The organism is Bacillus timonensis (assembly GCF_004799755.1).
In the GTDB taxonomy this organism is placed as follows: Bacteria; Bacillota; Bacilli; order Bacillales; family Bacillaceae_L; genus Ferdinandcohnia; species Ferdinandcohnia timonensis_A.
On sequence record NZ_SLUB01000001.1, the window covers coordinates 58,161 to 74,243 of the forward strand.

The 16,083-nt window shown below is 38.7% G+C and carries 20 protein-coding genes and 1 other annotated feature (1 of these 21 cut by a window edge); of the genes, 18 read left to right on the plus strand and 2 right to left on the minus strand.

Annotated elements, in window-relative coordinates:
• Positions 1 to 59, plus strand: a sequence feature (ribosomal protein L21 leader region); it begins 21 nt to the left of the window's first position.
• 17 nt (positions 60 to 76) lie between these two features.
• The 16 genes from rplU (at position 77) to yajC (ending at position 12,694) form a co-directional block, all read left to right on the plus strand.
• Positions 77 to 385, plus strand: coding sequence for a 50S ribosomal protein L21 (gene rplU, locus E1I69_RS00250; protein ID WP_136377639.1), 309 nt, complete (start codon positions 77 to 79; stop codon positions 383 to 385).
• Positions 386 to 396: 11 nt separating this feature from the next.
• Entirely contained in the window at positions 397 to 723 is a 327-nt protein-coding gene (locus E1I69_RS00255) for a ribosomal-processing cysteine protease Prp (RefSeq protein ID WP_136377640.1), read from the plus strand.
• A gap of 27 nt (positions 724 to 750) precedes the next feature.
• Complete coding sequence (rpmA, locus tag E1I69_RS00260; RefSeq protein WP_136377641.1) at positions 751 to 1,044, plus strand: 50S ribosomal protein L27; 294 nt, start codon at positions 751 to 753, stop codon at positions 1,042 to 1,044.
• Positions 1,045 to 1,207: 163 nt separating this feature from the next.
• Positions 1,208 to 1,747, plus strand: coding sequence for a sporulation initiation phosphotransferase B (locus E1I69_RS00265; RefSeq protein ID WP_136377642.1), 540 nt, complete (start codon positions 1,208 to 1,210; stop codon positions 1,745 to 1,747).
• 32 nt (positions 1,748 to 1,779) lie between these two features.
• The gene (gene obgE, locus E1I69_RS00270) at positions 1,780 to 3,066 is read left to right on the plus strand and encodes a GTPase ObgE (protein ID WP_136377643.1); all 1,287 of its coding nucleotides are present in this window, start codon (positions 1,780 to 1,782) and stop codon (positions 3,064 to 3,066) included.
• 28 nt (positions 3,067 to 3,094) lie between these two features.
• Positions 3,095 to 3,535, plus strand: coding sequence for an ACT domain-containing protein (locus E1I69_RS00275; protein WP_116351623.1), 441 nt, complete (start codon positions 3,095 to 3,097; stop codon positions 3,533 to 3,535).
• Positions 3,536 to 3,548: 13 nt separating this feature from the next.
• Entirely contained in the window at positions 3,549 to 4,403 is an 855-nt protein-coding gene (gene pheA, locus E1I69_RS00280; RefSeq protein WP_136377644.1) for a prephenate dehydratase, read from the plus strand.
• Positions 4,404 to 4,563: 160 nt separating this feature from the next.
• A complete protein-coding gene (gene safA, locus E1I69_RS25170; RefSeq protein ID WP_136377645.1) occupies positions 4,564 to 5,997 on the plus strand; it encodes a SafA/ExsA family spore coat assembly protein in 1,434 nt (477 codons plus the stop codon).
• A gap of 217 nt (positions 5,998 to 6,214) precedes the next feature.
• Positions 6,215 to 7,168: a YhcN/YlaJ family sporulation lipoprotein gene (locus tag E1I69_RS00290; protein ID WP_136377646.1), complete on the plus strand. Its 954-nt coding sequence runs from the start codon at positions 6,215 to 6,217 to the stop codon at positions 7,166 to 7,168.
• Between the two features lie 171 nt (positions 7,169 to 7,339).
• Entirely contained in the window at positions 7,340 to 7,867 is a 528-nt protein-coding gene (locus E1I69_RS00295) for an intercompartmental signaling factor BofC (protein WP_136377647.1), read from the plus strand.
• A 109-nt stretch (positions 7,868 to 7,976) separates the two neighbouring features.
• Positions 7,977 to 8,579 carry a Holliday junction branch migration protein RuvA gene (gene ruvA, locus E1I69_RS00300; RefSeq protein WP_136377648.1) on the plus strand — a complete coding sequence of 201 codons (603 nt, stop codon included), beginning with the start codon at positions 7,977 to 7,979 and terminating at the stop codon, positions 8,577 to 8,579.
• Positions 8,580 to 8,592: 13 nt separating this feature from the next.
• Positions 8,593 to 9,594, plus strand: a complete 1,002-nt coding sequence (gene ruvB, locus E1I69_RS00305) for a Holliday junction branch migration DNA helicase RuvB (protein ID WP_136377649.1) — start codon at positions 8,593 to 8,595, stop codon at positions 9,592 to 9,594.
• Positions 9,595 to 9,955: 361 nt separating this feature from the next.
• Positions 9,956 to 10,147: a DUF2905 domain-containing protein gene (locus E1I69_RS00315; RefSeq protein ID WP_136377651.1), complete on the plus strand. Its 192-nt coding sequence runs from the start codon at positions 9,956 to 9,958 to the stop codon at positions 10,145 to 10,147.
• Positions 10,148 to 10,172: 25 nt separating this feature from the next.
• Complete coding sequence (gene queA / locus E1I69_RS00320; RefSeq protein WP_136377652.1) at positions 10,173 to 11,198, plus strand: tRNA preQ1(34) S-adenosylmethionine ribosyltransferase-isomerase QueA; 1,026 nt, start codon at positions 10,173 to 10,175, stop codon at positions 11,196 to 11,198.
• A 55-nt stretch (positions 11,199 to 11,253) separates the two neighbouring features.
• The gene (gene tgt / locus E1I69_RS00325; RefSeq protein WP_136377653.1) at positions 11,254 to 12,393 is read left to right on the plus strand and encodes a tRNA guanosine(34) transglycosylase Tgt; all 1,140 of its coding nucleotides are present in this window, start codon (positions 11,254 to 11,256) and stop codon (positions 12,391 to 12,393) included.
• A gap of 40 nt (positions 12,394 to 12,433) precedes the next feature.
• Positions 12,434 to 12,694 (plus strand): preprotein translocase subunit YajC, encoded by a 261-nt coding sequence (yajC, locus tag E1I69_RS00330; RefSeq protein ID WP_136377654.1) that lies wholly within the window; start codon positions 12,434 to 12,436, stop codon positions 12,692 to 12,694.
• 49 nt (positions 12,695 to 12,743) lie between these two features.
• Here yajC and E1I69_RS00335 read toward each other — a convergent pair whose 3' ends face one another.
• A complete protein-coding gene (locus tag E1I69_RS00335; RefSeq protein WP_136377655.1) occupies positions 12,744 to 13,127 on the minus strand; it encodes a TIGR04086 family membrane protein in 384 nt (127 codons plus the stop codon).
• A 206-nt stretch (positions 13,128 to 13,333) separates the two neighbouring features.
• On the opposite strand from E1I69_RS00335, the gene E1I69_RS00340 reads away from it, so the two are divergent.
• Positions 13,334 to 13,996 (plus strand): DUF421 domain-containing protein, encoded by a 663-nt coding sequence (locus E1I69_RS00340; RefSeq protein ID WP_136377656.1) that lies wholly within the window; start codon positions 13,334 to 13,336, stop codon positions 13,994 to 13,996.
• A gap of 24 nt (positions 13,997 to 14,020) precedes the next feature.
• Here E1I69_RS00340 and spoVB read toward each other — a convergent pair whose 3' ends face one another.
• Entirely contained in the window at positions 14,021 to 15,583 is a 1,563-nt protein-coding gene (gene spoVB / locus E1I69_RS00345; protein WP_136377657.1) for a stage V sporulation protein B, read from the minus strand.
• A gap of 127 nt (positions 15,584 to 15,710) precedes the next feature.
• On the opposite strand from spoVB, the gene E1I69_RS00350 reads away from it, so the two are divergent.
• Entirely contained in the window at positions 15,711 to 15,992 is a 282-nt protein-coding gene (locus E1I69_RS00350; protein ID WP_165439134.1) for a post-transcriptional regulator, read from the plus strand.
• Positions 15,993 to 16,083 lie beyond the last annotated feature (91 nt).

The window sequence follows — 16,083 nt, forward strand, 5'->3', positions numbered from 1 at the left end:
CCAGGTATTTAAGTTTCCTTAGATGGAGCGCCTGTGTAGTGGCGAGTCTTAGTCCAAACTATTAGGAGGTGCAAGTATGTACGCAATTATTGAAACTGGCGGTAAGCAAATCAAAGTTCAAGAAGGCCAAGAAATCTATGTTGAAAAGCTTGACATAGAACAAGGTGGAACAGTAACATTTGACAAGGTATTATTCGTAGGTGGCGAAAACGTGAAAGTTGGTAGCCCAACTGTTGAAGGTGCAACTGTTACAGCTAAAGTTGAAAAGCAAGGTCGCGCTAAGAAGATCATTGTTTTCAAATATAAGGCTAAAAAGAACTACCGTAAAAAACAAGGTCATCGTCAACCTTACACTAAAGTTGTAATCGAAAAAATCAACGCATAAGGCTTTCTATCATGATAAAGGTAACTATTAATCGTAATAGTACTGGTAGAATAGACTCATTCACAATGAGTGGACATGCCGAATATGATGTTCCTGGTAAGGATATCGTTTGTGCAGGTGCCTCAGCGGTTGCTTTCGGTACCATTAATTCCATATATGCTCTATGTAAAGTAGAGCCTGTATTGGAGCAAGAAAAAAATGGTTTCCTCCGCTGTCAGATTCCTCCACTTAAGGATGAGACAATTGAGGAAAAAGTACAGCTTCTTCTAGAAGGAATGCTTGTATCCTTACAAACGATTGAACTTGATTATGGACAATATATGAAAATTCAATCATAAAAACTTCATCTATAGGAGGTGGAACAAATGTTCGTAAGATTAGACCTTCAATTCTTCGCTTCTAAAAAAGGGGTAGGTAGTACAAAGAACGGTCGTGATTCAATCGCGAAACGTCTTGGTGCAAAACGTGCTGATGGTCAATTCGTTACTGGTGGATCTATTTTATACCGTCAACGCGGTACTAAAATTTACCCAGGAGTAAACGTTGGCCGTGGTGGTGACGACACTCTATTCGCAAAAGTTGACGGAGTTGTTAAATTTGAGCGTTTAGGCCGTGACCGCAAACAAGTAAGTGTATACCCAGATGCGCAAGAAGCGTAATCGTTGCACATAAAACTCTAACCACATGGTTAGAGTTTTTATTTTTATGAACAATCGTACGTTTAGAATGTAGTGTTATTTTTCAAGGTTTGGTATAATTTTTAGACAAGATTCGAAATCACAAATGTTGTTTGAATGACATTTGAATTTTAGGGGAAATGACATGAATAAAAATTGGAATACAATTGATGTTTTAAAACATACACGTCACGATTGGTTAAATAAAATTCAATTGATTAAAGGGAATATCTCACTTAACAAACTTGAACGGGTTAAGACCATTATCGAAGAGATTGTAATAGATGCTCAAAATGAAACGCATCTTACAAATTTACAAATTCCAACCTTTGCTGCACTTATCATGACTTTTAATTGGGAACCTCATAAATATCAATTAGACTATGATCTGATCGGTGATATTCGAAACCTATCGAACCACGATAAAAATTTAGCTGAATGGACCACACAATTTTTTACCATGCTTGAAGAAGCAGTAGACGAGCGAGGAGAAAATCATTTATCGCTCACAATAGACTGTTCAACAGAGGAAACTCGATTCTTTTTCGATTTTAGTGGAATACTAAAAAACAAGGATAATCTAACAAATTGGCTAACAACAGTGAGCCAATCTGAACAATTCCCGAAACTAATGGAATACAAAGTACATAATAACGAAGTAAGTCTAACAATACATATTGCATAAAATTTAAAGTGCATAATAACCGGAGGTAAGACATGTTTGTTGATCAAGTCAAAGTGTATGTAAAAGGTGGTGACGGTGGCAATGGAATGGTTGCATACCGTCGTGAAAAGTATGTTCCAATGGGAGGACCAGCAGGTGGAGACGGCGGAAAAGGTGCTGACGTCATTTTCGAGGTAGAAGAAGGACTTAGAACCTTGATGGATTTCCGTTATCAACGGCATTTTAAGGCAAAACGTGGCGAACACGGAATGTCTAAAAACCAGCACGGAAAAAATGCAGATCCGATGATTGTAAAGGTTCCACCTGGAACCGTCGTAACAGATGATGATACAGGTGTGGTCATTGCGGATTTAACTCAACATGGTCAAAGAGCAGTCATTGCGAAAGGTGGTCGCGGCGGAAGAGGGAACTCTCGATTTGCGACGCCTGCCAACCCAGCGCCAGAAATAGCTGAGAATGGTGAGCCTGGACAGGAGCGATATGTAAGACTTGAACTAAAAGTGTTGGCCGATGTTGGTCTAGTTGGATTTCCAAGTGTTGGGAAGTCAACCCTGTTATCTGTTGTGTCAGCAGCTAAACCAAAAATTGCTGAATACCATTTTACTACGATTGTGCCAAATCTTGGAGTGGTAGAAACAGAAGATGGTCGTAGCTTTGTGATGGCTGATCTTCCAGGTCTAATTGAAGGTGCACACCAAGGTGTTGGCCTTGGGCATCAGTTCTTACGGCATATTGAACGAACAAGAGTCATCGTTCATGTCATTGATATGTCTGCAATGAAAGGTCGAGATCCCTACGATGACTATTGCACAATCAATCAGGAATTAAAGGAATACAATCTTCGTTTAACTGAACGTCCGCAAATTATTGTTGCGAATAAAATGGATATCCCTGAGGCGGAAGAGAATTTAAAAGTATTTAAAGAGAAACTTCAGGAAGATGTGAAAATTTTTCCGATTTCTGCGGTTACGAGACAAGGTCTTCGTGATCTTCTATTTACCATTGCTGACTTACTTGAAAATACTCCAGAATTTCCGCTTGAGGTGGAGGAAGATACAGGTACGCATCGTGTAATGTATCGTCATGAGAAAGAAGAAGTGGATTTTGTCATTTCACGTGAAAGTGATGGCTCATTTGTCATTACTGGGGAACGAATTGAAAAACTCTTTAAAATGACAGATTTTACAAGGGATGAGTCAGTAAAACGATTTGCCCGCCAATTAAGGGGAATGGGAATCGACGATGCACTACGTGAAAAAGGTGCAAAACACGGGGATATCGTAAAATTACTCGAATATGAATTTGAATTTATAGAATAAATAGAAGGTAGTAGGGGGAGAAGCTTACATGGATGGCAAATTCTATCTTGTTCGTGAGGATGTTCTTCCAGAAGCGGTTCGAAAAACCTTAGACGCGAAGGAGCTATTAGACAGTGGGCAAGCACAGTCAATTGCAGAAGCTACACAAAAAGTAGACTTGAGCAGAAGTGCTTATTATAAATATAAAGACACTGTCTTTCCTTTTCACACAACGGTTAAAGAAAAAATTATTTCATTGTTTTTTCATCTTGAAGACCGATCTGGTACACTTTCACAACTGCTAAGAACGGTAGCAGACACCGGGTGTAATGTATTAACAATCCACCAAACAATTCCGCTAAGAGGAAAGGCGAATGTAACACTCTCGTTAAATACATCAGGCATGCATGGTGAAGTAACTGACCTCCTTGCTAAACTTCGAAAACTCGAATTCGTTGATAAAGTTGAAATTCTTGGAACGGGAGCATAGGGGGAGACTCAAGATGACAATTACGAATGTGGGATTTTTAGGTCCAAATGCAACATTCACAGCACAAGCGGTTTCGGCACTATTTCCAAGTCGAGATAACAAACCGTACCGTACAATTCCTGCATGTATTGATGCAGTGGAAAATGGAGAAGTCGATGTAGCCGTTGTTCCAATTGAAAATACAATTGAAGGAACTGTAAATTTAACAATAGACTATTTAATTCATGAAAAACAATTGAAAATTGTGGGTGAAGTGATCATCCCGATCAAGCAACATTTAATGGTCCACCCTGAGAATTCAAACGATTGGGAAAGAATCGATGGGATATATTCACATCCACATGCGATCGCACAATGCCATAAATTTTTATATAATAGCTTTCCGAATATACAGCCTATTGAAGCTAGTTCGACAGGTGCAGCAGCAAAATTTGTTGGAGAACATCCAAATCAAAAATTAGCAGCGATCGCTAACTCATTTGCAGCCGAGGAATATGGGTTAACGATTGTTAGACATGATATCCATGATTTTAACAACAACCATACTCGATTTGTTGTCCTTCATAAAGAGATGCTAGACCTAGATATTAAAAGAGACAATACAGGAAATAAAACCACCTTAATGGTTACATTACCATCAGACCAGGCTGGAGCCTTGCATCAAGTATTATCCGTATTTGCATGGAGAAAATTAAATTTATCAAAAATTGAATCAAGACCTATGAAAACAGGACTTGGTAATTACTTCTTTTTAATCGACATTGAACAAAAAATGGATGATATTTTAATCCCAAGTGCCATTGCTGAATTAGAGGCTCTGGGAAGTGGTGTCACCGTGTTAGGAAGCTACCCATATTATCGAATTTAAGACTTGACCATTGGTTGAGTCTTAATTTTTTTACAGCAAGGGAAGTATCATTGCTGCACATAATTTTTGAAGCCTACGCATAAGTTGTGATGAGAAATAGTGGCAATTTGCCTATTTTGTCATAGTATGTATTGACTTATGTATAGGAGGGGAAAATCGCGTGAAGATCCATATCGTTCAAAAAGGCGACACTTTATGGGAAATTGCAAAAAAATATGGAGTCGACTTTAATGAACTAAAAGCTGTTAATACCCAGTTAAGCAATCCGGATATGATTATGCCAGGCATGAAAATTAAAGTACCTACAGGAACTGTACATGTAAAAAAAGAAGCACAAATTGGTGGAGTTAAAGAAAAGGAAGCTCAAATTCATGTAGCACCTAAAAAAGAAGCCCAAATTCAGCACCCATTTGCTAATATTACTCCCCAACCATTTCCAGTGATGGAAATAGAGGAAGAAGAAGAGGAGGTAAAAGGAGTGGAAACTGGACCGTATATTCCTCAAATGCCACAGATGCCCGTAATGCCACAGATGCCAGTAGCACCGCCACCACAACCTGTTATGCCACAGATGCCGCAATATCAGCCACTAGAAATTGATATCAATAATTATAATTTGATGCAACAAATGACAACGGCACCACAGAATGTTTTACCAGGGATGTTTGCACCTGAAGAAGAATTAGAGGAGGATTTCGAAGCTCAAATGCCACAGATGCCAGTAATGCCACAAATGCAACAAATGCCGGTACAACAGCCTGCAATGTTCAATAATTGTGTGCCCATGACACCGGTAATGCCAGGTTCTGGTTTTAACTATTATCCCGGGTTTCAGGGAGGCTTTCCGCCGCCACAGGGACCATTTAACCCAATGGGTGGATTCCCGCGAACAGAGGGTGTAAAAGAGGAAGTAAAAGAAGAAATGGCACCTGTACCAATGCCACCTGTTCAAATGCCAGTACAACATCCATTCGAAATTGATATTAATAACTTTAATATCATGCAAGCGCAAATGCCCCAAATGATTGGAGGGGTAGAAGAGGAAATGGAAGAATTACCTGAAATGCCGCAGATGATGCCACAAATGGCACCAATGCAAGCACCGCCGTTCCCAATGGGTCCTTGCGTACCAGTTACACCTGTAATGCCAGGTTCTGGTTTTAATGGAGGATTCCCAGGCGTGGGAGCAATGCCGTACGGACCTGGAATGCCAATGCAAGCTGCACCTCAAGCAGTAAGTCCAGCAATGAGTAATTATCCATACCCAGCACCCGGTTTTGCTGGTCCAATGAATCCACAAATGATGCCATCACAATATAATCAAAGAGATTGTGGTTGTGGTGGACCGAAGCAGCCGTTCGTAGGACCGTTTCCACAACAAGGCTTCCCAATGGGGCAACCTGGTTTTCAAGGGCAATTTCCACAACAAGGCTTCCCAATGGGGCAACCAGGATTTCAAGGACCGTTCCAACCACCGTTGCAAGGTGGATTCCCTGGATATCAAGGCGCGCCTTATGGCATGAATCCAAACCAACAATCGGCATTCAACCCAATGTTTAACATGCCTGATGTCGATGATGACTTAGAAGATTAATCAATTAAATAATTTGTAAGGGCGAATAAAAAATTCGTCCTTTTATTTTTTGTTGTGGATATCAAAAAATGTTTGAGAAAAAATAGAAAAACATCAAAAATAAGTGCCCAGAATCTTTATACCCTGCAAATAAGTAACAGAAATAATCCCCCTCTAATTAGCCAAGCTAAAAGATGAACATAAAAAAATGTTCAAAAGGTCAAAGGGGGTTATTGTATTGAGGAAAATACTCTATTCAGTTTCAACTGCAGCATTATTGCTTGGGGGTCTGACGGCTTGTAATACTGATCAAGGGGCAGCGCCGAATAAGGATTATAATGATAACGCAAGACCAATTGGGTATTACTCAAACGAAAATGATCGTGACCGAAATGACCGCAACGGAAATGGATATCGTCTTCGCGACAACGATGGTCCATTAACAGAGATAATGGACCGTAATGGCAACAATTTCAACAGGAACGATCGCACCGGTGTAATGAACAACAGAAACGACAGAAATAAGAGAACCGGTGTAATGAACAACAGAAACGATAGAAATAAGAGAACCGGTATCATGAACAACCGAACAGACGGAAATAACGGAATGGGTGTTTACAACAACGATAAAACAATGAAAAACCGTCCTGGAATTATGAACTATCGCGATGAACAGCGCCGAAACGGCATTATGAATCATCGTGACGGACGTACAATAAACCCTTTTAATGACGGTAACCCAAATACAATAGGTTATAATAAACATGGATATGCTGACCGCAATTACCACAGCCATCTCAATGACACTAACCATAAGGTACAAACCTATGGATATTACAGCGACAAAGGAAATTTAGTTCGTAAAATTTCCGACCGTGCTGCCAAGGTTAAAAATGTCAAAGATGCTCGTGTAATCGTAACAGACGATAATGTATTAGTTGCAGTGGATACAAATGATAATAACAACCGCAATAATGTCCAAAATGCGGTGGAAAAAGCTGTTGCACCATTAGCAGGTAATCGAAATATCAATGTTGTGACAGATGAAGGTACTTTTACCCGAGTTCGTGACATCGATAATGACATTCGCAATGGAAACAGACGCGAAACCATCGATGCAGATATAAAAGACCTTTTTAACAACATTGGCAATACGATTAAAGCACCATTTACAAATGATAATAGAGGTTAATCATAAGCAGTATCTGGGATGTCCTTTGGGGCATTCCTTTTTTAATGAAAAAGAAATTGGTGAAAATATTGGATAAACCTGTTAATTTTGGTCACACTAATGAGTGTAGGGCGGTCATTGTATTCAAAATAGTAAAGTTGTTGGCAACTAATTGTATGAGGTGATGCCAAAATGAGAACGATAGCAAAAGTGATCGTTTGTCTAGCAGTTGTATTCATATTGCCAAGCTTTTCAGGGAATGGTGCAGAATTAAACGAGAAAAATAAAGATACAGTTCAAGAGGTGAATGGCCCATTAGAAGTCACGGTCATTCTTGAACGCGTTTATGTGGACGGTGAGGTAAGCGAAGAAATTTTGAAAGAAACAATCCTATCGATGGAAGATTTTTGGGCTCAATACGAGGATTGGAACTTAGTTCACCAAGATGAAGAACAGGTTGTCTTCCAACAGCGTATAGATGATATTTCGCCATTACTTAAAACAAATGGCTATTTTGGTTTAACTGAAGATGGGATTTTATCTATTTTTAATGGGAAACCCGCTGAATCGGATAAGGTCATACAATCATTCTTTCAAATTGATGTAGAAAAGCTTGAAAGTTACCAACATGATTTATTAAAAAAAGGCATCAAGATTGGTTCTAAGGATGAATATATAAACGTAATTGAAACGTATAAAACATATACATCTTCCCCTTAATAAAAAGACACTTGAGAGACTAGGAAAGCTTCTAGTCTCTCTTTTATTTTAGTCTTTTTTTGATGAATATGATAAAATGATGTACAGCAAAGTAGGGGAGAGAAGACGTTTGATTGAATTTATTAAAGGGACGGTTGATTCTATCAATCCTGAATATATCGTAATTGAAAACAACGGAGTTGGATATCTCATTTATACACCCAATCCATTTGTTTTTAAAAGGGAAAGTCAGGAAACCGTTTATACATATCAGCATGTTAGAGAGGATATATTAGCTCTCTATGGCTTTAAGACACGTGAGGAACGTGCTTTATTTTTGAAGTTATTAAATGTGACAGGGATAGGTCCAAAAGGTGGGCTAGCAATTCTTGCATCTGGTGAACCGGAACAGGTCATTCGAGCGATTGAAAATGAAGATGAAAAATACCTAGTAAAGTTCCCAGGTGTCGGGAAAAAGACAGCTCGCCAAATCATTTTAGATTTAAAAGGAAAACTTCATGACCTGATGCCTTCCTTACATCCTGATTTATTTTCTGATGAGCATGAACTTGTGGCAGATATGAGTCATACAGAACTTGATGAAGCTGTAGAGGCTTTAAAAGTATTAGGCTATGCAGAGAGAGAAATCAATAAAGTCTTGCCAGAATTAAGAAAAGAAAAACTAACAACAGATCTATACATTAAAAAGGCTTTACAAAAGCTATTAAAATAAGGAGGTTGCTTGAATGGAGGACCGAATCGTTTCAGGTAGTACGAATTACGAAGAGTCAGCAATCGAGCAAAGCCTTAGACCCCAAACATTATCCCAATACATTGGACAAGAAAAGGTAAAATCAAATTTATCGATTTTTATTGAAGCAGCAAAAATGAGGCAAGAAACCTTGGACCATGTATTATTATATGGACCTCCAGGACTGGGGAAAACAACCCTCGCTACCATTATTGCAAACGAAATGGGCGTGAATATTCGTACAACCTCAGGTCCAGCGATTGAAAGACCGGGTGATTTAGCAGCCATATTAACAGCACTTGAACCAGGTGATGTTCTTTTTATTGATGAGATTCATCGCTTACAGCGCTCAATCGAGGAAGTTTTATATCCAGCAATGGAGGATTTTTGTTTAGATATTGTGATTGGAAAGGGAGCGGGGGCACGTTCTGTTCGGCTTGATTTGCCACCCTTTACGCTAGTAGGAGCAACCACAAGAGCTGGTTCTTTATCCGCACCACTCCGGGATCGATTCGGTGTGCTCAGTCGGCTCGAATATTACAATGAAAATCAGCTTGCTAATATCGTCACTAGGACAGCAGAATTATTAGAGGTGGAAATCGAAGCACAGGCCTCACATGAAATTGCCAGAAGGTCAAGAGGAACACCAAGGATTGCCAACCGCTTGCTAAGGCGGGTCAGAGATTTTGCACAGGTACGTGGTGACGGTACAATCACGACAAAAATGGCGGATACAGCTTTAGAATTACTTCAGGTTGACCGTTTAGGACTTGACCATATTGACCATAAATTACTTAAAGGAATCATTGAAAAGTTTCGTGGTGGTCCGGTTGGGTTGGAGACTATTTCAGCTACAATTGGAGAAGAGGCTCATACTATAGAAGATGTTTACGAGCCTTACCTTCTTCAAATTGGCTTCTTGCAACGAACACCACGTGGTCGAGCCGTAACAGAGCTTGTTTATCGACATTTTCAAATTGAGGTTCCAAAGGAGTAAACTTTAATCAAATGCGCCTTGGCGTATTTGTGCCCGATTTTTTAGGCCCACACGAGGTGGGTCACAAAGACGTTGCCACAGGAAGTGGCGTTCTTAGTCTTTGATCCTACGCGAGATACAGTGAAACTTCAATCTGTGGATGTATTTTTCCGCAGATTGTTAGTTGAACCAATCAGGCTTTTACTGGCAATTACCCTCAGCGAGGGTTTAGTGCCAGTTAATGCTGGAAAATTTCCTTTGAAAAATCGTGGCATCCGCCGGAGGCTTTTTAACTTTATTCAGTTAAGTTTCATCAATTAAAAATGGGTGCTATGGATATCTTTGTACCATCACTACTACATAAGGAGTGAATAAAGTTAAAATGGGCAAAATGCTTATGATAATGGGGATTTTACTTTTAGTGGTTGGGTTTGTCATGCACTTTATTGGAAAGTTGCCAGGCGATATTGTCGTAAAAAAAGGGAACACAACTTTTTACTTTCCCATTGTTACATCGATTGTAATTAGCATCATATTATCATTAATTTTTTACGTATTTAGTCGATTTCGTTAAAAGCTATTAGAAATAAGGTGAAAACATGAAAGTAGATTTATTTGACTTTGATTTACCAGAGGAATTAATTGCCCAAACACCATTAGAAAACCGAGAGGCTTCGCGCCTAATGGTAGTTGATAAGGAAACAGGTGAAATTACTCATACTCATTTTCGTTCCATCCTTTCATACCTCAATAAAGGGGATTGCTTGGTCTTAAACGATACACGTGTATTACCAGCAAGACTTTATGGCGTGAAAGAGGATACAGGCGCAAAAGTTGAGGTCCTATTATTAAAACAAAAAGATGGAGATACATGGGAGACACTTGTGAAGCCTGCAAAACGGGTGAAGGAAGGAACGGTGTTAACTTTTGGTGATGGTCGATTAAAAGCAACTTGCACAGACATCGGGGATCATGGTGGTAGGATGTTGGAATTCCACTATGAGGGAATTTTTTATGAAGTTTTGGATGCATTAGGAGAAATGCCTTTGCCACCCTATATTCATGAACAATTAGATGATAAAGAAAGATATCAAACCGTATATGCAAAGCATCGGGGCTCTGCTGCTGCACCAACAGCTGGACTTCATTTTACAGAAGAACTTCTCCAAGAAATTCGTGACAAGGGCGTACATACGGCATTTATAACCTTGCATGTTGGTTTAGGAACCTTTCGTCCGGTAAGCTCGGATACGATTGAAGATCATGACATGCATTCGGAATTTTACCAGATGACAGACGAAACCGCTAAATTATTAAATGATGTGAAGAAAAGTGGAGGAAAAATTATTTCTGTCGGAACTACCTCTACAAGAACACTTGAAACCATTGTGAAAAAACATGGGAAATTTGTAGAATCAAGTGGTTGGACAAGTATATTCATTTATCCTGGATATCAATATGAGGCGATTAATGGACTTATCACAAACTTCCATCTTCCAAAGTCTACACTTATCATGCTCGTTAGCGCGTTAGCAGGGCGCGAGAATATCCTTCATGCCTATAACGAAGCAGTAAAAGAACGCTACCGATTCTTTAGTTTCGGTGACGCAATGCTTATAAAATAAATTGTAATATCGGGTGGTGTCTTACCACTACCTTTGATAAAGGAGACAGTTATCAGTGACAGCAATAAGATATGAACATATTAAGACCTGTAAGCAAACCGGTGCAAGGCTTGGAATTGTGCATACACCACATGGTTCTTTTGAAACACCTGCCTTCATGCCAGTGGGAACTCTTGCAACGGTAAAAACAATGTCACCTGAAGACCTAAAAGAGATGGGCTCTGGCATTATTTTAAGTAATACCTATCATTTATGGTTAAGACCAGGCCATGACATCATTAAGGAAGCGGGTGGCTTGCATAAATTCATGAATTGGGATAGAGCGATCCTAACCGATTCCGGAGGCTTCCAAGTATTTAGTTTGAGTCAATTTCGTGAAATTAAGGAAGAAGGTGTCCATTTCCGAAATCACTTAAATGGTGATAAATTATTTTTATCTCCTGAAAAATCGATGGAAATTCAAAATGCACTCGGCTCAGATATTATGATGGCATTTGACGAATGCCCACCATATCCTGCTAGCTTTGAATACATGCAAAAATCTGTTGAACGTACGAGTCGTTGGGCAGAAAGATGTTTAAAAGCTCATAATCGCCCACAAGACCAAGGACTTTTTGGGATTGTCCAGGGTGGTGAATATGAAGAACTTCGTAAGCAAAGTGCAAGGGATTTGGTTTCCTTAGATTTTCCTGGTTATGCAGTCGGTGGATTATCAGTTGGTGAACCTAAAGATGTAATGAACAGAGTTCTTGAATTTACAACACCACTTTTACCAACTAATAAACCAAGATATTTAATGGGGGTTGGTTCACCAGATTCCCTAATTGATGGAGCAATCCGTGGCATTGATATGTTTGACTGTGTTCTGCCAACTAGAATCGCACGTAATGGAACACTTATGACGAGTGAAGGTCGATTAGTTGTGAAAAATGCAGAATATGCGCGTGATTTTAGGCCATTAGATGAAAATTGCGATTGCTATACATGTAAAAATTATAGTCGTGCTTATATTCGTCATTTAATTAAGACAAGTGAAACATTTGGAATTCGACTTACTACTTATCATAATCTTCATTTTCTGTTAAAATTAATGGAGCAAGTCAGACAAGCGATTCGTGAAGATCGTCTTGGTGACTTCCGTGAAGAATTTTTTGAGCGATATGGTTTCAATAAACCGAACGCGAAAAACTTCTAAAAAAATACAATAATAAAGAAATACATGGGAGGTGAAAAGAATGGAAGGTATTTTAGGAACAGTTGGTCCTTTAATTCTAATGTTTGCGATTTTCTATTTCTTGTTAATTCGTCCACAGCAAAAACGTCAAAAAGCTACTGTCCAAATGCAGTCTAACCTTGCAAAAGGTGATAAAGTAGTTACCGTTGGTGGTTTACATGGAATTATTGATTCAATCGATGAAAATAAGGTAGTCATTAAATCAGGTAATGCGAATCTTACATACGATAAGCAAGCAGTTCGTGATGTCATTAGGGACTAATTGAAATGAAAAAAGAGCGTCAATGGCGCTCTTTTTTTAGTTTCACCTATTAAGCATCTCTTCTCGATGGGGAGGTCATATTTACCCCAAAAATACCACCGATGGCAGCTGCCGCTAAAAAGCCAGCATGGTACATCGTTTGCTCTACTGTGAAAGTAGTATCATAGCCTAAGAATTGTACGATAAACACAATAATGGAATATAAAACCCCTGTTCCTCCACCAATTAGCCAACCTTTTTCCTTTCCTTTTCCCCCTGATACAAAACCTCCAATAAAAAGCGCAAGGAAGGAAGCACCTAAAATCACCCAAGACATGGATGATTCTTGAAGTGAAGTAAATCGCAGTAATAGTGAAATAAGTAAACTAGATACAATAACAATTACAAAAATTGCCACTACTCCATAAACCATTGCAACACTCATTTTTCTCATTCCGTTTCTCTCCCCCTCTTTTTCCTACAGGATTCCCTTAGTACGAGCATATTCGTGTCCATAATAAATTAGAATAAAAAGTACAAACTTTTCTTGTCCACCAATGCAGCAATGGAAAAACTTATGAAAAAACTTTTTCTTCAAGTTGTGCAAACTAAAATATACCATGCTTTTTAATCATTTCTCATAGGAGAGGAGGGTTTCACTTGGAGGAATACCTCGTCATTATGGGGAGGACTGTCATACTTTATGTGATTATTCTTTTGATTTTTCGATTGATGGGTAAGCGTGAAATAGGTGAACTTAGTCTATTGGATTTAATTGTATCGATGATGATTGCGGAAATGGCTGTTATTGCCATTGAATCCCCAAAAGATCCAATACTGCATTCCGTGATACCGATGGCATTATTAATGGTGGTCCAATACACACTCGCGCTCCTTTCATTAAAAAGTAAAAAAATAAGAGAAATCATTGATGGTAAACCTACTGTGATTATTAATAAGGGAAAAATCGATGAATATGCCATGAGAAAGCAACGATATAATCTAGATGACTTATTGATGCAGCTACGAGAAAAAGATGTAAAAAACTTAGCAGATGTGGAGTTTGCCATATTAGAATCTTCAGGTGATTTGTCTGTTTTAACTAAAAGTCAAAACCGATCCCGAACAACTGATTATTCAATTGATTTACCCCTCATCCTTGATGGCCAAATTCAGAATGGACATTTAAATCAAATCAATAAATCGGAACGTTGGCTGCGCTCTGAAATGAAGAAGCTTGGGCATGCCGATATTAAGAAAATCTCCTATTGTAGCTATCATCATGGGAAACTACATGTAGATATCAAGGACGAAAAAAGGTAACCAAATCGGCTACCTTTTCGTCTCTTATAACAGCAATGCAAGTTTTGGACCAATGAATGGTATTCTCTTCACTTCCTCCTTTGTTAACAGCTTAAATACAAACAGGAATACGATATAAATGAATGATGTTACGGTGATTGCTACGAGTGTTCGGGTAGCAATGGAGCTATCTGTAAGAAATAGTTGATAAAAATAGTGACCACCAACCCCAGCCAAGACCATTGTAATACCACTTTTAAGATAATCTCGAATATAGAAGCTATAGGAAATCACTTTCACGATCGTGGAAAAATGAAGCAAGGTAACGAGCATCATCCCGATGACAATGGCAAGCGCAGCCCCCATGATCCCAAGAGAAGGTCTTGTAGCAAGAACAAAGATAGCAGCAGTTTTAATGATATTACCAATAAAACTGTTAATCATCGCAGCCTTTGCTAAATCAAGTGCCTGCAGTGTTGCTTGAAGAGGACCTTGAAAATAATAAAAGATAAAAAACGGTGCCATTACCTGAATATAGATAGCTGAATTGCTATTTCCATACATTAGTTCCATAACAGGTGAAGCGAACACATATAAAACGACGATGGCTAACCCACCTGACACTAGTGATAAACGTAACGCCTGTTTAAGACGGTATTCTATTAATAATGTTTGTTTTTTAGCTGCGGCTTCACTAATTGAAGGAACAAGAGCTGTTGACAAGGAAGTTGTGATAAAAGATGGAAGCATGAGCAATGGTAAAGCAAAACCCGTTAACTCTCCATATTGCCTTGTTGCTAGATGAGTGACCACACCAGCTATTGCTAAACTTTGTGCCACAACAATCGGTTCAAAAAACCACGAGATGGATCCAATTAATCTGCTTCCCAATGTCGGTACTGCGATCCGTGTTAAGTCATGAAAGGTTTCTTTCCCGTGTTTAGCCGATTTGAAAAAGTTTTTTCGAATTCGAATCCGTTTTTTTATTTTAAACATAAAAAATAAATAGATTAATGACATTAATTCTCCAATAACAGCTGAAAGCATTGCACCTGCTGCGGCATATTCAATTCCCATTGGAAGAAATGCTTTCGTGAATACATACACTAGTGTAATTCTGACAACTTGTTCAATGACTTGTGAATAGGCAGGCGGCTTCATATTTTGACGCCCCTGGAAATAGCCACGAAGAACAGACGAAATGGCCACAATTGGAACAATTGGTGAAATGGCTAATAATGGATAGTAGGTCCTTTGATCAGTAAGTAAAGTCTCTGATAAAAGCGGTGCAAGAAAAATCATCAATGGTGTAAAAATAATACTTAATGTACCTGTTATTGAAAGAGAGACCACTAGAATTTTTTTGATTCTTCTTTTATCACCCTGTGCCTCGGCTTCAGCTACCAACTTTGAAATGGCTACTGGCAGTCCCATCTGGGTTAAGGTAATGGTAAGGACAAACGTGGGGATTGCCATCATATAAAGCCCCACACCTTCTTCGCCAATGAGCCTGGCAACAACAATTCTATTTATAAATCCTAATATTCTTGTGATGAGTCCTGCGATAATTAAAATTAATGTTCCTTTAAGGAATGTTTGCTTTGACAATTCATTTTCCCTACCTTCTCAAAAAAGGTGATATCATTTACAATTAACTATATGCAAGGTATGTGGCCAAGCATGACAAGTATTCGTAAATTGGGAGAGATGACGAGTGAACCAAGCAGAGACTCACATGTATGACAGGTTTCGTGAAACAGTTCGTCCATTTTTAAAAAGTAAGTTAGAGGAATTCGAACTGTACGGATATGACAGTGTGAAAGAGGAAGAACTTTGGGAGTTCTTAAAAAACAAAAAATGGAGAAAAGAAAAAGAAGAGAAGCTTTTATATCAAATTGCGAGTGATATTTTATCTGTTAAAGTTGGAGAATATATGAATTATGCAACTGTAGAAGCTTTTAAAGGGCCAAATTGGTTTGAAGGTGAAGGAAAAGACGTACTAGAAAAATTACTCTAATTTTAGTAAATATAAAATATTATTGATGTGGCTCATCAAATAAGAAAAGCTGCAATTGACATGAAAATCGCATTGTTTCATAATTGTGATG

Excerpts from the sequence above, each read along its gene's own strand:
- E1I69_RS00315 (WP_136377651.1), top strand. The coding sequence starts at position 9,956 with ATGGGCAAAATGCTTATGATAATGGGGATTTTACTTTTAGTGGTTGGG.
- E1I69_RS00275 (WP_116351623.1), top strand. The coding sequence starts at position 3,095 with ATGGATGGCAAATTCTATCTTGTTCGTGAGGATGTTCTTCCAGAAGCG.
- rplU (WP_136377639.1), top strand. The coding sequence starts at position 77 with ATGTACGCAATTATTGAAACTGGCGGTAAGCAAATCAAAGTTCAAGAA.
- yajC (WP_136377654.1), top strand. The coding sequence starts at position 12,434 with ATGGAAGGTATTTTAGGAACAGTTGGTCCTTTAATTCTAATGTTTGCG.
- ruvB (WP_136377649.1), top strand. The coding sequence starts at position 8,593 with ATGGAGGACCGAATCGTTTCAGGTAGTACGAATTACGAAGAGTCAGCA.
- rpmA (WP_136377641.1), top strand. The coding sequence starts at position 751 with ATGTTCGTAAGATTAGACCTTCAATTCTTCGCTTCTAAAAAAGGGGTA.
- E1I69_RS00255 (WP_136377640.1), top strand. The coding sequence starts at position 397 with ATGATAAAGGTAACTATTAATCGTAATAGTACTGGTAGAATAGACTCA.
- pheA (WP_136377644.1), top strand. The coding sequence starts at position 3,549 with ATGACAATTACGAATGTGGGATTTTTAGGTCCAAATGCAACATTCACA.
- E1I69_RS00265 (WP_136377642.1), top strand. The coding sequence starts at position 1,208 with ATGAATAAAAATTGGAATACAATTGATGTTTTAAAACATACACGTCAC.
- obgE (WP_136377643.1), top strand. The coding sequence starts at position 1,780 with ATGTTTGTTGATCAAGTCAAAGTGTATGTAAAAGGTGGTGACGGTGGC.
- E1I69_RS00295 (WP_136377647.1), top strand. The coding sequence starts at position 7,340 with ATGAGAACGATAGCAAAAGTGATCGTTTGTCTAGCAGTTGTATTCATA.
- E1I69_RS00350 (WP_165439134.1), top strand. The coding sequence starts at position 15,711 with ATGTATGACAGGTTTCGTGAAACAGTTCGTCCATTTTTAAAAAGTAAG.
- E1I69_RS00335 (WP_136377655.1), bottom strand. The coding sequence starts at position 13,127 with ATGAGAAAAATGAGTGTTGCAATGGTTTATGGAGTAGTGGCAATTTTT.
- queA (WP_136377652.1), top strand. The coding sequence starts at position 10,173 with ATGAAAGTAGATTTATTTGACTTTGATTTACCAGAGGAATTAATTGCC.